Origin of the sequence: Ilyomonas limi (genome assembly GCF_005233845.1) — a bacterium.
Taxonomy (GTDB): Bacteria; Bacteroidota; Bacteroidia; order Chitinophagales; family Chitinophagaceae; genus Ilyomonas; species Ilyomonas limi.
The window spans coordinates 90,667-105,733 of sequence record NZ_SZQL01000002.1; the positions used below are offsets into that span (position 1 = coordinate 90,667).

A 15,067-nucleotide genomic window follows, 5' to 3' on the forward strand; every position below is an offset into this window, starting at 1 on the left:
AGCAACTGCAACATACTGGCCTAAGTAGAGTTATTAATTACAATATATTTTCAGCGGCAGTTAATTGGCTCCAGCCTGTCTTTTTGATACTATCCATCACATACCAGGTAGCAATGGCAGCCAGTATGGCTAAAATAATAATGACCGGTGTTACAGGATACAGCAGATAATGTATTACGCCCAGTACAATTAATATCACCATCCTGAACAGGTTTTTTATAAAGCTGCCCGATTGCTGGCTGGTGTTTTGCGGTCTGGAGAATGGCAACGCTTTAAAACTAAGATAAGCCGACATTGCACTAACAAAAATAACATTTAAAACTGCCAATAATAAATTGGGCAAAAACGGAACACCGATCAGTGCAAAGCCCGTGCACGCAATTATCAAAATCACCGGCATATAAAACTTTAAAATAACACTCTTTACCGCTCCGCTGATAACGGCTCCAGGTTCGGCAACGGGTGCTGTATAAAATATCCATACTGCTTTGAATTTTTCCGAATAAATCATCTGGTTAAGCGCCATCAATACCAGCAGGCTGGTCATGTACAATGCAAGCACAATAATGCCTCTGCTTTGTGATGAATCGCTTTGCAAACTTTGTAATGAAAAATGGTGCATATTAAAAAACATCAAAAAAACATACACCACCAGATAACCTGCCGATGGATATACTTTTATTTTAAAATCTTTGCTGCGGGCAGTCATTTTCCACGTAAACAAAAAGCCGGTCCGCTCTGCACTGCTTTTGGTAAAAAGGTTTGCCAGCCATTGCGAATAAGTAGCAGCAGGTTGCTTTGTTATCTTTTTAGCAACAGGTGTGCTGCCTGCATCGGAACTGGAAATGAGTGCCAATTTTTTATTAAAGCTCGGCGCAAAATATTTTACTACTACTATCATACACAACACGGGAATTAAAAAGCTGCATACGGTTAATGCAACCGTAACCGCATTGCCCGATAAAGTATATAAAGTATGCCACGCCACCGCAAACCAATAAGGTGGCGCCAGCAGCATAGCCGGGTAGTTGGAAAAATTAATGTTTATATTTTCCATTGAACCCATTACTCTTGGTATGAACTGATAGCTGGCATACAATACAATAGCAAATACTATCTGAAAATAAGAGATAACATTCTGAAACTTTTGGGGTGTGGTAATACGAAGAATAAGAATATAAATGGCATTGATTAAAAACAACGTAAACAGCACTGCAAACAAGGATAGTATAAACAGGAGCAATCCTGCTGTAACACCTCGCTCAACAAACATAAAGATGACGCCCGGCAATACCATCGGCAATACAATCTTACATATATGTATAAAAATGTGCAGTAATCTTGCAACAACAACTGTTTTATCATTCACCGGTTTGGGCAGTATAATGTAGTTATCACGCACGTCTATCAGTACCGAAGTAAAATCGGAAATAAGCGTAGCAGCCAGCATAAAAATGAACATGGAAAAAAACAGCGTAAGCTGTGTTGTAATATTGTTTCCTACGGAAAAGGAAAACATAAACATAGCCCCTAGTATTACACTCACCAACATAGTGCCTAAAGTAGCTTTGGTGGCTGCCTGCTTTTTGCGCTTGCCGCCTGCCTGCTGAAACGTATTCGGTCGCCGGTCGTCTATCAGCAGTTTGGCAGATACAATAGTTTGAAGTTGCGCGGTATCTATGCCCAACTTTTTGTATAGTTTCCTCGGCAGCAGCACCAGCCTGAGTAAGATTGTATTGATAATGTTCATAAAGATTACGACTGTTCAATAGCATTAAATAATTCATCGGCTACGCCGCTGAGCGAGTTGTTGGCAGTAAGATTAGAGAAAATCTGCTCCAGGCTTTTGTTGCCTTGTTGTAGTTTCAGTTCTTCAAAAGAACCATCGGCTATTATGGTTCCATCGCTGATGAGCACAATGCGGTCGCTTACTTTTTCTACAATATCCATCATGTGGCTGCAATAAAAAATGGTCTTGCCTTCTTTTGCCAGCCGGCTGATTAATTCCTTAATAATAATCACACTATTTGCATCCAATCCGCTTAGCGGTTCATCGAGGATAATAATGTTTGGATTGTGCAGCAATCCTGAAATAATCAGCACTTTTTGCCGCATGCCTTTGCTAAAACTATCCATCCGCTGATGAATATTTTGCTCCATTCCAAATGCAGTCATCATGCGTTGTATGCGCTCGCTTATAACTTCTGCTCTCATCCCATACAAACTGCCGGTAAATTGCAGGAACTCCGATGGCGTGAGCATATCATACAGTTCTGCCATTTCGGGTACATAACCAATGCTGCCCTTTACCGACAACACATCTTCTTTCAGGTTGATGTCATTAACATATACTTCGCCTTCATAATCGCTTATCAGCCCGCACAAAATTTTAACGGTAGTGCTCTTGCCAGCGCCATTCGAGCCAATATAACCGATTACCTGACCGGGATAAATGTCCAGCGAAATGTCTTTGAGCACCTGCTTGCTGCCATAACTTTTGCGCAGGTGACGCATACTGATGATGGGTTTCATTGATTGAATTAAATAGCCAAATGTAACAGGAATACCGTTGCTAAAGCAACAGTTATTTTTATGATGTTACGAACTGCAGTGCTACTATTGAGGTATTGGTGTGTCACTCACGTCAACACCTCTACATGCCTGAGCTTTTAAGCAAGTACGTTTTTCATCGCAGAGGAACATGAGTTTAAGCGCTGAGGCACGCAAAGCAATAAGGATATTCCTGTAGCTTTCAAAAGTATATCACAAGCCGCGAAGTAATTAAGCAACCTTTCTTCATCCTGCTCATCTTGTCAATCTCCCCAAATCTACGTCAATTTCTGACCGGCTTGCCTGTTTTTAATACACTTTGCAACCGCTCCAATGTTTTGCGCTCGCCGCAAAGTGAAAGAAAAGCTTCACGTTCTAAGTCGAGCAGATATTGTTCACTTACCAGGCTTTGCTCGCTCAAATCGCCACCGCACATAACGTACGCTAATTTACGTGCTACCAGCGCATCATGTGCGGTGGCATAACCGGCACGCTGCATTCCATTAACGCCCACCAGCAGCGCACCCAATGCACTTTTCCCCAATACTTTGATGTCCTTACGCGGTACAGGCATCACATAGCCGCTATCATACATTTCCAGCACACTTCTTTTTGCTTCGGTAATGCGACGGTTTTGATTCATTACTACTTCATCCAACCCTTTGCGTAAGATGCCCAGGCTATATGCTTCCAATGCTGATGTAGCTACTTTAGCAGTGGCAATGGTGAGAAAACGGTTTTTCAGCGTAATGGTTTCCGGCTCGTCTTCATGCATTTCATCAGCAGCGCGCAGCACAAATTCTTTGGTGCCACCACCACCGGGTATTAGCCCCACGCCAAGCTCTACCAAACCAATATATGTTTCCGCAGCAGCGCACACTTTATCGGCATGCAAATTCATTTCGCAACCGCCGCCCAGGGTTAAGCCATGCGGTGCAATCACCACCGGAACAGAAGAATATCTTACCCGCATTACGGTATTTTGAAACATACGGATAGCAAGGTCTAATTCGTCGTATTCCTGTTCCACTGCAAACATGAAAATCATACCTACATTGGCACCTGCACTAAAGTTGGCGCCATCATTGGCAATCACCAAACCTTTGTACTTTTCTTCGGCTATGGCAATGCTTTTGTTTGCAGCGTCCAACACTTCGCTGCCAATGGAGTTCATTTTGGTATTCCATTGCAACGCCACTACTTCATCGCCAATATCATACAAAGCTGCATGGCTGTTTTTCCAAACAACCTTATCGGTATAATTACTCAAAACAATAAACACCCCGGTACCAGGAATGAGTTGATATGTTTTAGAAGGAATATCATAATACAACCGTTTACCTTTTTCTGTTTTATAAAAAGAAGTATTACCGGCAGCCAGCATTTCATCTACCCACGAAGCATACGTAAAACCTGCCGCTTTCATCATTTCCGCAGTTTTTGCTACACCCAGCAAATCCCAGGTTTCAAACGCACCTATCTCCCATCCAAAGCCAGCTTTCATGGCGTCATCTATGCGGTAGCTTTCATCACTTATTTCGGGTATGCGGTAAGAAATATAAGAAAACAGTGCATAAAACAGTTGCCCGTAAAACTCCCCTGCCTTATCAGTACCAGCGAACAACACAGGAATGCGCTGCCGCACGTCTTCTATTGGCTTAACCGCATCAAGTGTTGCAAATTTTGGTTTATTGCGGGGCGCATATTCAAAAGTATCTAAGTTCAACGTTTGTATCTCCGTATCGCGCTTTTGTTCTTCGGGGCTGCCTTCGGCAAGTGGTAGTTTTATTTTCTTAAAAAAACCTCCTCCAGTTTTATCGCCCAGCCAATTATTGGTAACAATCTTTTCCAGCCATGCCGGGATAACAAACATCTCTTTAGCTTCATCATCCGGCAGGTTGTTCCTCAAATCCTTCGCTACCTTTACCATTGTATCAATGCCCACCACATCTGCGGTTCGAAAAGTAGCCGATTTGGGGCGACCAATAACAGGACCTGTCAACGCATCCACTTCATCAATATTCAATCCTAGTTTTTGCATTACATGAAAGATATTCATGATGCCAAACACGCCTACACGGTTAGCAATAAACGCGGGTGTATCTTTTGCCAGCACCGTTGTTTTGCCCAAATACAAATCGCCATAGTGCAGGAGGAAATTTGTAACTGATTGGTCGGTGTCTTTTGTAGGAATAATCTCGAGCAGGCGCAAATAGCGTGGCGGATTGAAGAAGTGCGTGCCGCAAAAATGTTTTTTAAAATCTTCACTCCTACCCTCTGCCAACAGGTGAATGGGAATGCCGGAAGTGTTGGAGGTAACAAGCGTGCCTTTTTTGCGATATTGTTCTACTTTCTCGTATAATGAGCGTTTTATATCCAATCGTTCCACCACTACTTCTATCACCCAATCGCAGGCAGCAATGTCTTTCAGGTTATCATCAAAGTTGCCGGTGGTAATACGCTTTACTACATCGGGCGTATATACCGGCGAAGGATTGCTTTTGATGGCAGCCTGCAACGCATCATTTACCACCTTATTCCTTGCTAAAACATTGGTACTTTCTGTAGCTTCTTTTGGCACTATATCCAACAATAATACCTGTACACCAATACCTGCAAACAAACAGGCAATGCGCGAGCCCATGATGCCACTGCCTAACACAGCTACTTTTTTTATAGTACGTTTCATATAGTTCGTTTATAAGATTTCCGGGCAACAATAAAGTGATAAAACGAAGATAAGGGAAATACAAGGCGTCAAAGCGTTATCAATGCGAGGTATTTATACAATAAGTATGTGTACAATCAACTAAGACTGAAGCCCTGGGTTATCTCTCGTTTGTGCCTGTATGTCAAATAAATTTTGCCACATACTTACAGAAAAGTATGGCAGTTATATAAGCTATTGGTTTTTAAGCAAGAATATCCATTGCAAAAACGACTTTTGCATGACGATAATTTTTACCTTATGTTTGTTGCATAGCTAAAGCAAACTGAACTTATGCCGTTGATAAAAAGTATTTCGGGAATTAGAGGCACCATTGGCGGGAAGCCTGGCGAAACCCTTAGCCCTATTGATATTGTGAAATTTACAGCCGCTTACGGCACCTGGATTTTGCAACAGGAACATCCCAACAAAAATATTGTGGTAGGCAGAGATGGAAGAGTAAGCGGCGCCATGGTGCAGCAGTTGGTAGTAAGTACTTTGAATGCTGTAGGCCTGAACGTAATTGATGCCGGATTGAGCACCACGCCAACGATTGAAATGGCGGTTTTGTTTGAAGCGGCAGCGGGTGGTATTATTCTCACCGCGAGTCACAACCCAAAGGAATGGAATGCACTAAAACTGCTGAACAACAAAGGCGAATTTTTGAGTAGCGAGGACGGGCAAAGAATATTGGAAATTGCAGCTAATGATGAGTACAATTTTGTACCGGTAGATAAATTGGGAACCACTACCGTAAACGATACTTTCCTTGATAAACATATAGAAACCGTATTGAATTATGAACTGGTGGATATAGCGGCCATCAAAGCACGCAATTTTAAGATTGTGGTAGATGCTATTAACAGTACGGGTGCATTGGCAGTGCCACCATTGCTTAAGAAATTGGGTGTGGAAAACGTAATTGTACTCAATGGAGAAGTCAATGGCAAATTTGCCCACAACCCCGAGCCCTTACCACAACACCTTACCGGCTTATCAACCGAAGTAAACAAAGAAAAAGCAGACCTTGGCATTGCCATTGACCCCGATGTGGACCGGCTTTGTTTTGTATGCGAAGACGGTTCTTTTTTTGGCGAAGAATATACATTAGTTGCCGTGGCAGATTATATACTGCAACACCGCAAAGGCAACACCGTAAGCAACATGAGTTCTACCCGCGCGTTGAAAGATATTACACTAAAAAATGGTGGTGAATACTACCCCAGTGCTGTTGGCGAAGTGAATGTGGTGAATAAAATGAAAGCTGTAGATGCAGTAATTGGCGGTGAGGGTAACGGCGGCATTATTGTTCCCGATTTGCATTATGGCAGAGATGCTTTGATTGGTATCGCTCTGTTTTTAAGTCTGTTGGCAAAAAGTAAAAAAAGCATCAAACAATTAAGACGCAATTACCCGGATTATTTTATCAGCAAAAACAAAATTGATTTAGGCAAAAGCGTGAATGTGCAGGATATTTTTGACCGCATTCAACAGAAATACAAAAACAATCCTTCCAATACTGATGATGGATTGAAGATAGAATTTGATAAAGACTGGGTGCATCTCCGTACCAGCAATACCGAACCAATCATCCGTATTTATGCAGAAAGTAGTTTTGAAACAACCGCCGATAATATTGCGAGAAAATTGATGCAGGATATCAAGGAGAATATTTAATTTTTTGTTGAACGTTTTTTGAGACACAGAGGTCTACCAAGGTCTATATTATACAGGCTCCGAAATTTTTACAGTTTCGGAGCCTTTTTTATAGCATATGGATAAACAATTTTAAACATGAATTTTTGATATAACGCTGACAGGGTTCTAAACCCTGTCAGCGTTTGTAGTAGTTAAGCCGTATTATAGCCCTGTAAGGACTATAAGTTAGCAGTAGGAATAACAACATAACGATCACAAACCCTTTAGAAGCGATATGTTTGATGCCGCTATTGTAAAGGTATCACTTCTACGGAGCTGATGATTTTATTAGCGTGTTTTTCTGCTAACATATCGCTCCTGCGGAGCTCAGTAACAGCATATAAAATTAAAACGTGTATGCCCCGTATCCGGTAAGAAATAAAACAATTAGAGTTAAATTACACAATACCGAATTAAAACGTGCATTAATTCAATACATTTTCACCATCAACTCTTTCTTCACCCTGCTAAACCACTCCTCTTTTAAAATACTCAACACAATAGAATTCCTGCGTGTGCCATCATACATGGGCAGGTTACTTCTCAACACCCCTTCCACTGTGCAGCCAATGGCTTTCATGGCGGCAATACTTTTGGCATTGTTATGATCTGCCCTGAACTCCACCCGTTCCATACCTATGTCTTCAAAAGCAAAAGACAGCATCAGGTATTTGCAATGACGGTTTAAGCCGGTGCGTTGAAATGCTTTTCCGTACCAGGTATATCCCAATTGCAACGTTTTATGCTGCGGTTGAATATCATAAAAACGGGTGCTGCCGGCATATTGTTCCGTCTTTTTATCATATACGACAAACGGATATTCCCTGCATTCGGCGCGGGCTCTTAATGCCTGCAAAATATACGATTGCATACCTGCTTCGCCGGCAGGACTTACCAGCGAATAGGTCCACAAATCCGGCTCCTGCAAGGCAAAAGGTAATAGTAATTCATAATCGTCTTCTTCCAAAGGACGCAGAAGTACGCGTTCATCTTCTAAAATATAGTCGTTGTTGCAGTTGAAGTCAATAGTCATATTTTTGTTTGCGCATGATGATGCGATAAAATTATTATTCTTACATCAAACCTAAACTATTATGTGTGGAATTATTGGTTACACAGGCTGGCGGGAAGCCTATCCTGTTATCTTAAAAGGATTGAAAAGACTGGAATATCGTGGCTACGACAGTGCCGGTGTGGCGCTGCAAAACGGCAATTTAAAAGTGTATAAAAAAGCCGGAAAAGTAGCCGAGTTGGAAAACAATGTGATTGGCAAAGATGTTCACAGTTATATTGGCATTGGTCATACCCGCTGGGCTACACATGGCGAGCCTTGCGACCGCAATGCCCATCCGCACCTTTCGCAAAGCGGCGAGTTGGCAATGATACACAATGGCATCATTGAAAATTATGTACAGCTAAAACAAGAGTTGGTAAAGAAAGGCTATACTTTTAAAAGTGATACAGACACTGAAGTGTTGCTCAACTTTATTGAAGAAGTAAAAAAAGAGAGCGGCTGCCTATTGGAAGAAGCCGTGCGTATTGCATTGCGAAGAGTGGTGGGCGCTTATTGTATCTTGCTCATTCACAGAGATGATCCCGAAACCATTATTGCTGCCAGAAAAGGAAGTCCTCTGGTGATTGGTATTGGCAAGGGCGAACATTTTCTTGCCTCTGATGCTTCACCGATAATTGAATACACGAAAGAAGTGGTGTATGTAAATGATTATGAAATAGCCATTGTAAAACCCGATGAACTGGTGTTGAAGAATTTGGGTAATGATAAACAAACACCATTCATTACCAAACTCAACATGGAGTTGGCAGCCATAGAAAAAGGTGGTTACGAACACTTCATGTTAAAAGAAATTTTTGAACAACCTAATACGATATATGATTGCCTGCGCGGAAGGTTAGATGCCAATGTACCTAACATCGTTATGAGTGGCATTGATAAATATGCGCAACAAATTATGAATGCGCCACGCATTATTATTGTTGCCTGCGGCACCAGCTGGCATGCCGGTTTAATAGCCGAATACATTATTGAAGAAACCTGTCGCATACCAGTGGAGGTGGAATATGCTTCTGAATTTCGCTACCGCAACCCGGTGGTGAATAAAGGCGATGTGATCATTGCTGTTTCGCAAAGTGGCGAAACAGCAGATACGTTGGTTGCTATTGAAAATGCAAAAGAAAAAGGTGCCATTATTTTGGGTATTGTAAACGTAGTTGGTTCTTCCATTGCGCGGGTTTCCCACGCCGGCGCTTACACGCATGCAGGTCCGGAGATCGGTGTTGCCAGTACCAAAGCCTTTACCGCTCAACTTGCCGTGCTCACGATGGTAGCCTTAAAGATTGGACATGCAAAAGGCTCATTGTCTATCGAACGCTTTCAGGCATTGTGCAAAGAATTAGCCGACATACCTGAAAAGGTAGAACTGGTGCTGCAGCAAAATGAGGCAATAAAAGCATTAGCAAAAAAATATAAAGACGCGCGCGACTTTTTATATCTCGGTCGTGGATATAACTTCCCGGTTGCATTGGAAGGTGCATTAAAACTGAAAGAAATTACTTACATCCATGCCGAAGGGTATGCTGCTGCCGAAATGAAACACGGACCAATAGCGTTGGTAGATGAAAACCTGCCTGTAGTATTTGTTGCTACAAAAGACGCATATCACGAAAAGATTGTAAGCAACATGCAGGAAATAAAAGCACGTAAGGGAAAAATAATCGCCATTATCACTGAAGGTGATGCCGTTATCCCTACACTGGCAGATGATGTAATAGCTGTACCTGCGGCAGACGAAATTGTTGCACCCATGCTGAGTGTAATTCCGTTGCAATTATTAGCTTATTACATTGGCATTGCAAAAGATTTGGATGTAGATAAACCGAGAAACTTAGCAAAGAGTGTAACAGTGGAATAATGATACAGTACACGGATGACACGGATTTACCTTGGATAATGATTATACTGGTGAGAACTGCTGATTAAACTGATTCATTCACTTAATAAATCCCTTATCCGCGCCGCAGCTATCTTATCTGTGTATCAAAAGAGTTCGTGCAATCCGTGTATTAAATAATCTTTTCCAATCAGTGTTTCGATCCGTATCATCTGTGTGCAATTAAGATTTGTTTACCAAAAAAGAGCAACTTTGCGCTCCGGCTTTTAGTCGGATTATTTATTTTATTTTATCCCATGAACTATTACAGTCTCAACAGGCAGTCACCATCTGTAACTTTTGAAGAAGCTACCATACGCGGACAGGCTCCTGATAAAGGACTTTATTTTCCCGAAAGAATTCCTACGTTATCGCACAATTTTATAAAAAACATCAGCAGGCACACCAAAGAAGAAATTGGTGTAGAAGTGATGAAACCTTATGTAGCGGGCAGCCTCGATGATAATGAACTGGAACGCATTGTAAGCGAAACAGTTAGTTTCGATTTTCCTCTGGTAAAAATCAATGATAACATTTATTCGCTGGAATTGTTTCATGGTCCCACGCTCGCTTTTAAAGATGTAGGTGCGCGGTTTATGAGCCGTTGCCTGGGTTTTTTTAATAGAAATAAAGATCAAAAAACAACCGTACTTGTAGCCACTTCCGGCGATACCGGCGGCGCAGTTGCCAATGGTTTTTTGGGTGTAGAAGGTGTGGATGTGGTGATCTTGTACCCTTCGGGAAAAGTAAGCACGGTGCAGGAACTGCAGCTTACCACCTGCGGACAAAACATTACCGCACTGGAAATCAACGGCACTTTTGATGATTGCCAGGCAATGGTAAAGCAGGCTTTTGCCGATAAAGATTTAAACAATACACTCATTCTTACTTCTGCCAACTCTATAAATGTAGCGCGCTGGCTGCCACAACAGTTGTACTATTTCTTTGCCTTACAGCAATGGCACGACAACGGGTTGCCCGTAATTTGCGTACCAAGCGGCAACTTTGGCAATATTTGCGCCGGTATTTTAGCCCACATTTCCGGCTTGCCGGTACAGCATTTTATTGCAGCCTGCAACGCTAATGATGTAGTACCACAATTTTTACAAACCGGCAATTATCAGCCTAAACCATCCGTTGCCACCATTTCTAATGCAATGGATGTAGGCAATCCCAGCAATTTCATTAGAATACTGGAATTGTTTCAGCACCAGCTTCCACAACTAAAGGAGAAAGTAAGCAGCGTAACAGTGAGCGATGAGGAAACGAAAAGAATACTTAGTGATGTGTATAAAAAATATCAATACACCTTAGACCCGCATGGTGCGGTTGCTTATAAAGCTTTAAACGAGTACTTACAGGAACACAATGATTGGTATGGCATTTTACTGGAAACAGCGCATCCGGTTAAATTTCCTGATGTAGTAGAAGCAGTAACCGGCAGTCCGGTTGCCGTGCCGGAAAGTGCTGCCCACTTACTAAAGCTGGAGAAAAAAAGCATTCGAATGAATGCAGATTTTAATGATTTGAAAGAGTGGTTGTTGAATAAATAAATAAGTTGCTCACAGAAGTACAGATGCTTTTTGCGAGGTGTGAATGGTGAGGTGTGAGTGAGGTGAAACATATATTTTACCATCCAGTATCTGTAATCTTTAATTTGCCAGGTTTTTGAACCGGACAGGTGAGGCAATCGAACATCTGTGAGCAAACATAAAATCGTAGTTTCGCCCCAACATCATGAATGTTGCTACTTTCATCGCCCAACGCATTGCTTTTAACAGGCAAAAATCTTTTTCCCGCTTCATTATCAGGCTGGCAACTGCGGCTACCGCTTTGAGTATCGCCGCCATGATTATTACCATCGCTTTTGTTACCGGCTTTCAGCAAACGGTAGCCAATAAAGTGTACAGCTTTTGGGGGCACCTGCGCGTGCAGCAGTTTGAACAGGACAAAGCTATAACAGCAGAAGAAACGCCGCTGCAAAAAAACGATACAGTATTACGCGTACTTCGTAAGGTACCCGAAATAAAAACGATACAGGCTTTTGCTACCAAAAGCGCGGTTATCAGTTATAAATCGGAAATTGAAGGTCTGCTGATAAAAGGGGTGGAAAGTGATTACGACTTCAGCAACCTGCAACAGTTTTTAAAAGCAGGAAGATGGATTAATTTTAATGATAGTTTGTACTCCAAAGACATTGTGATTTCACAACAGATAGCATTGGAGTTAGGGATAAAAGTAAATGATACCGTGCAGGTGTATTTTATAACAGCATCGGAAGGCAAGAGTACCGTGCGCAAAATGAATGTATGCGGCATTTATAAAACCGGTATTGAAGAATATGATAAACTATTTGCATTAACCGATTTGCGATTGTTGCGGAGGATAAACAACTGGAGCAATGATGAGATTGGTGGCTATGAAGTTTTTTTGAAAGACTATCACAAAGCAGATACAGTAAATGAAATGCTGTACGACAAATATCAACTGCCTGGTGCATGGATAAGCCGGCCGATTAAAGATGTATATCCTAATATTTTTGATTGGTTAAGCATTCAGGATGTAAACAGGGATGTAATATTCATAGTAATGTCGGTAGTGGCGATTATCAATTTAATAACCTGTTTATTAATACTGGTGCTGGAACGCACGCGAATGGTAGGCATCCTAAAAGCCGTAGGCAGTACTGACTGGACGATACAAAAGATATTTTTATACTATGCTACTTTAATAGCTGGCAGTGGTATTATCATTGGCTTGGTGGGCGGCGTTGGCTTGTGTTTATTACAGCAATACACCGGCTTCATTAAACTCGATGAAAGTGCCTATTATGTAAGCGAAGCACCGGTGGTGATTATCTGGTGGCAGGTGGCAGTGGTATGTGCGGCTACGCTGGTGGTGTGTTATATTGCTTTACTCCTGCCAACGCTGTTTGTAAAAGCCATCAAGCCGGTAAAGGCAATACAGTTTAAGTAGGCAAAACTTTATCAAATTAAATTATAGTAATTGTACGCATCATTCTGCAAATGCCACCCATGCGTACTTACACAAATTTGAAACCAGCGGTCACTTTGTGCAGAACCTATAAGTAGAACATAAATCAAGATTAAAATTGTATTACATTTAAATATCTCTAAATATTACAACGCCTGCAACAGCTTTGGATTAAATCCATTGCAAATGCAAATGGGTTATCTTAAATGCTTTACGCAAAACAAACCTGCCCGCTTAAAGGATTAATGATACCCATATTGAAAAACTGCTTTAACTGCTCTTTTACTTTGCTCCTTAAGCAGTTGCTTGTTTTCATCTTGTGAGGATGATTTTATTACAAGTAACTGCTTCTGTTTTATTTTACTCCCTTGTCTGAACCTCTTTTGCAAATTCCCTAATGCTCTCAATCAGCCTTTATTCTCCAATTAAGTTGATGCCTGTGCCGTATTAACGGGAGATAAAAGCCTTTTAATTTTGGAATTGAACTGGCAGAAGGAACAATGTACCATGTTTCGGATACCTTTATGGAGCCTTTATTCCTAATATCGTGGTGAAAATGCGAAGTAGAACGGGAACAGGCAATAGTAAAAGCCTGCTTATGCATTGCTGGTATATCTGCTGTTCAATTCCGTTTTTCTGGAGAAAATAGTTCCCGACAAACCTATCACACCAAGAACGATGGAGGCAATGCCAAAAATGTCTTCTACAAAAGAATTGCAGGCAATGCATATTTTTAAAATATGCCCGTCACTGGTAAAGATAAACATCAATCCGCCTGCGATAACGGAAAATACATACACCAAAATCTGAAATGATTTGTTCATACAATAGGTTTTTAGCTGCCTACTCTCAAAAAATCCCTTTTCGGCTACCGGGATGTGTATTTGCCGGGCTGAACCCGCTTGTGCAATACGTATTATGTATCGGATAAAACAGGAAGATGGAAACAGGAGAAACCAACTATGGTAAGTTGTACTTTATAAGCCTTAGTTATAACTATGGATAACTGTGCAGTGTAGTATATACCGGGTACACCTGCTTGTCTTTGGGGAGATGGCAGTAACGATTATTGTTTTTATTTTCAAACATAGAGTCCTTATTTCAAACCCCTATTCTATGCAACTTATTATATTTGCCGCTGCAAATACCTTTTATGAATAACGGATTAAGAAACGATTGGACGGTACAGGAAATACAAGACATTTACAATATGCCCCTGCTTAAGCTGGTGTACCGTGCGGCTACCATCCACCGCGAGTACAACGATATTGCCGAAGTGCAGGTGTGTACACTGCTGAGCATAAAGACCGGCGGCTGTACCGAAGATTGTGCGTATTGCCCGCAGGCAGCCCGTTATCATACAGGTGTAAAGGTGCATGCACTGATGCAAAAAAGCGAAGTATTGTCTTATGCACAGAAAGCTAAAGAAGCCGGCAGTACCCGGTTTTGTATGGGCGCAGCCTGGCGCGAAGTGCGTGATAACCGCGACTTTGATCGGGTGCTGGATATGGTAAAAGGCGTAAACGAAATGGGGATGGAAGTGTGCTGTACACTGGGTATGCTCACCGAAACACAGGCACAAAAATTGGCCGATGCCGGCTTGTATGCGTACAACCATAATTTGGATACTTCCTCGGGTTATTACGAAGCTATTATTACCACCCGCACGTACGACGAACGGTTGCAAACATTGGATAATGTACGCAAGGCAGGCGTATCGGTTTGTTGTGGTGGAATAATAGGTTTGGGCGAAACGCATGAAGATAGAATTGGCATGTTGCACACGCTGAGCACAATGCCGCAGCACCCCGAAAGTGTGCCGGTAAACGCACTGGTGCGGGTAAAAGGTACACCACTGGAAAACAACCCAAAAGTGGACATTTGGGATATGGTACGCATGATTGCTACTGCCCGTATTTTAATGCCCAAAAGTATGGTACGCCTGAGCGCTGGCCGTGCGGAGATGAGTGTGGCAGAACAGGCATGGTGCTTTATGGCTGGTGCTAATTCTATTTTTGCAGGTGATAAATTGCTTACTACGCCCAACCCTGCTTTTGACGAAGACAACGCCATGTTTCAAATGCTGGGACTGAAGCCTCGTGTGGCTTTTAAGGAAGAGAAAAAAGTAGCAGAAGAAGAGATAATGTCAATTGTTAATAGTTAATCCAAA

Annotated in this window: 10 protein-coding genes; 5 read left to right on the forward strand and 5 right to left on the reverse strand. The window is 41.9% G+C overall.

Features of this window, described 5'->3' with window-relative positions; translation table 11 throughout:
• Nucleotides 1–37 precede the first annotated feature (37 nt).
• The 3 genes from FC093_RS03740 to FC093_RS03750 all read right to left on the reverse strand — a co-directional run bounded on the left by FC093_RS03740 (nt 38) and on the right by FC093_RS03750 (nt 5,239).
• The gene (locus tag FC093_RS03740) at nt 38–1,750 is read right to left on the reverse strand and encodes a hypothetical protein (RefSeq protein ID WP_137260417.1); all 1,713 of its coding nucleotides are present in this window, start codon (nt 1,748–1,750) and stop codon (nt 38–40) included.
• Nucleotides 1,751–1,755: 5 nt separating this feature from the next.
• Nucleotides 1,756–2,532: an ABC transporter ATP-binding protein gene (locus FC093_RS03745; protein WP_137260418.1), complete on the reverse strand. Its 777-nt coding sequence runs from the start codon at nt 2,530–2,532 to the stop codon at nt 1,756–1,758.
• Nucleotides 2,533–2,833: 301 nt separating this feature from the next.
• Complete coding sequence (locus FC093_RS03750) at nt 2,834–5,239, reverse strand: 3-hydroxyacyl-CoA dehydrogenase/enoyl-CoA hydratase family protein (RefSeq protein WP_137260419.1); 2,406 nt, start codon at nt 5,237–5,239, stop codon at nt 2,834–2,836.
• A gap of 312 nt (nt 5,240–5,551) precedes the next feature.
• Here FC093_RS03750 and glmM point away from each other — a divergent pair, with 312 nt between their 5' ends.
• Nucleotides 5,552–6,934, forward strand: a complete 1,383-nt coding sequence (gene glmM / locus FC093_RS03755; protein ID WP_137260420.1) for a phosphoglucosamine mutase — start codon at nt 5,552–5,554, stop codon at nt 6,932–6,934.
• A 451-nt stretch (nt 6,935–7,385) separates the two neighbouring features.
• On the opposite strand, the gene FC093_RS03760 is transcribed toward glmM, so the two are convergent.
• Complete coding sequence (locus FC093_RS03760) at nt 7,386–7,988, reverse strand: GNAT family N-acetyltransferase (protein ID WP_137260421.1); 603 nt, start codon at nt 7,986–7,988, stop codon at nt 7,386–7,388.
• A 61-nt stretch (nt 7,989–8,049) separates the two neighbouring features.
• Here FC093_RS03760 and glmS point away from each other — a divergent pair, with 61 nt between their 5' ends.
• From glmS to FC093_RS03775, 3 genes are all read left to right on the forward strand, one after another.
• Nucleotides 8,050–9,885, forward strand: a complete 1,836-nt coding sequence (gene glmS, locus FC093_RS03765; RefSeq protein ID WP_137260422.1) for a glutamine--fructose-6-phosphate transaminase (isomerizing) — start codon at nt 8,050–8,052, stop codon at nt 9,883–9,885.
• 275 nt (nt 9,886–10,160) lie between these two features.
• The gene (gene thrC / locus FC093_RS03770; RefSeq protein WP_137260423.1) at nt 10,161–11,456 is read left to right on the forward strand and encodes a threonine synthase; all 1,296 of its coding nucleotides are present in this window, start codon (nt 10,161–10,163) and stop codon (nt 11,454–11,456) included.
• Between the two features lie 184 nt (nt 11,457–11,640).
• Nucleotides 11,641–12,879 carry an ABC transporter permease gene (locus tag FC093_RS03775; RefSeq protein WP_137260424.1) on the forward strand — a complete coding sequence of 413 codons (1,239 nt, stop codon included), beginning with the start codon at nt 11,641–11,643 and terminating at the stop codon, nt 12,877–12,879.
• A 614-nt stretch (nt 12,880–13,493) separates the two neighbouring features.
• Here FC093_RS03775 and FC093_RS03780 read toward each other — a convergent pair.
• Nucleotides 13,494–13,721: a hypothetical protein gene (locus FC093_RS03780; RefSeq protein ID WP_137260425.1), complete on the reverse strand. Its 228-nt coding sequence runs from the start codon at nt 13,719–13,721 to the stop codon at nt 13,494–13,496.
• Between the two features lie 329 nt (nt 13,722–14,050).
• Between FC093_RS03780 and bioB the strand changes: the two genes are divergently transcribed.
• Entirely contained in the window at nt 14,051–15,061 is a 1,011-nt protein-coding gene (gene bioB, locus FC093_RS03785) for a biotin synthase BioB (protein ID WP_137260426.1), read from the forward strand.
• The last annotated feature ends 6 nt before the right edge of the window (nt 15,062–15,067 follow it).

Bases quoted from the DNA above. Each gene is read 5' to 3' on its own strand.
- FC093_RS03740 (WP_137260417.1), bottom strand. From the start codon at position 1,750: ATGAACATTATCAATACAATCTTACTCAGGCTGGTGCTGCTGCCGAGG.
- FC093_RS03745 (WP_137260418.1), bottom strand. From the start codon at position 2,532: ATGAAACCCATCATCAGTATGCGTCACCTGCGCAAAAGTTATGGCAGC.
- FC093_RS03750 (WP_137260419.1), bottom strand. From the start codon at position 5,239: ATGAAACGTACTATAAAAAAAGTAGCTGTGTTAGGCAGTGGCATCATG.
- glmM (WP_137260420.1), top strand. From the start codon at position 5,552: ATGCCGTTGATAAAAAGTATTTCGGGAATTAGAGGCACCATTGGCGGG.
- FC093_RS03760 (WP_137260421.1), bottom strand. From the start codon at position 7,988: ATGACTATTGACTTCAACTGCAACAACGACTATATTTTAGAAGATGAA.
- glmS (WP_137260422.1), top strand. From the start codon at position 8,050: ATGTGTGGAATTATTGGTTACACAGGCTGGCGGGAAGCCTATCCTGTT.
- thrC (WP_137260423.1), top strand. From the start codon at position 10,161: ATGAACTATTACAGTCTCAACAGGCAGTCACCATCTGTAACTTTTGAA.
- FC093_RS03775 (WP_137260424.1), top strand. From the start codon at position 11,641: ATGAATGTTGCTACTTTCATCGCCCAACGCATTGCTTTTAACAGGCAA.
- FC093_RS03780 (WP_137260425.1), bottom strand. From the start codon at position 13,721: ATGAACAAATCATTTCAGATTTTGGTGTATGTATTTTCCGTTATCGCA.
- bioB (WP_137260426.1), top strand. From the start codon at position 14,051: ATGAATAACGGATTAAGAAACGATTGGACGGTACAGGAAATACAAGAC.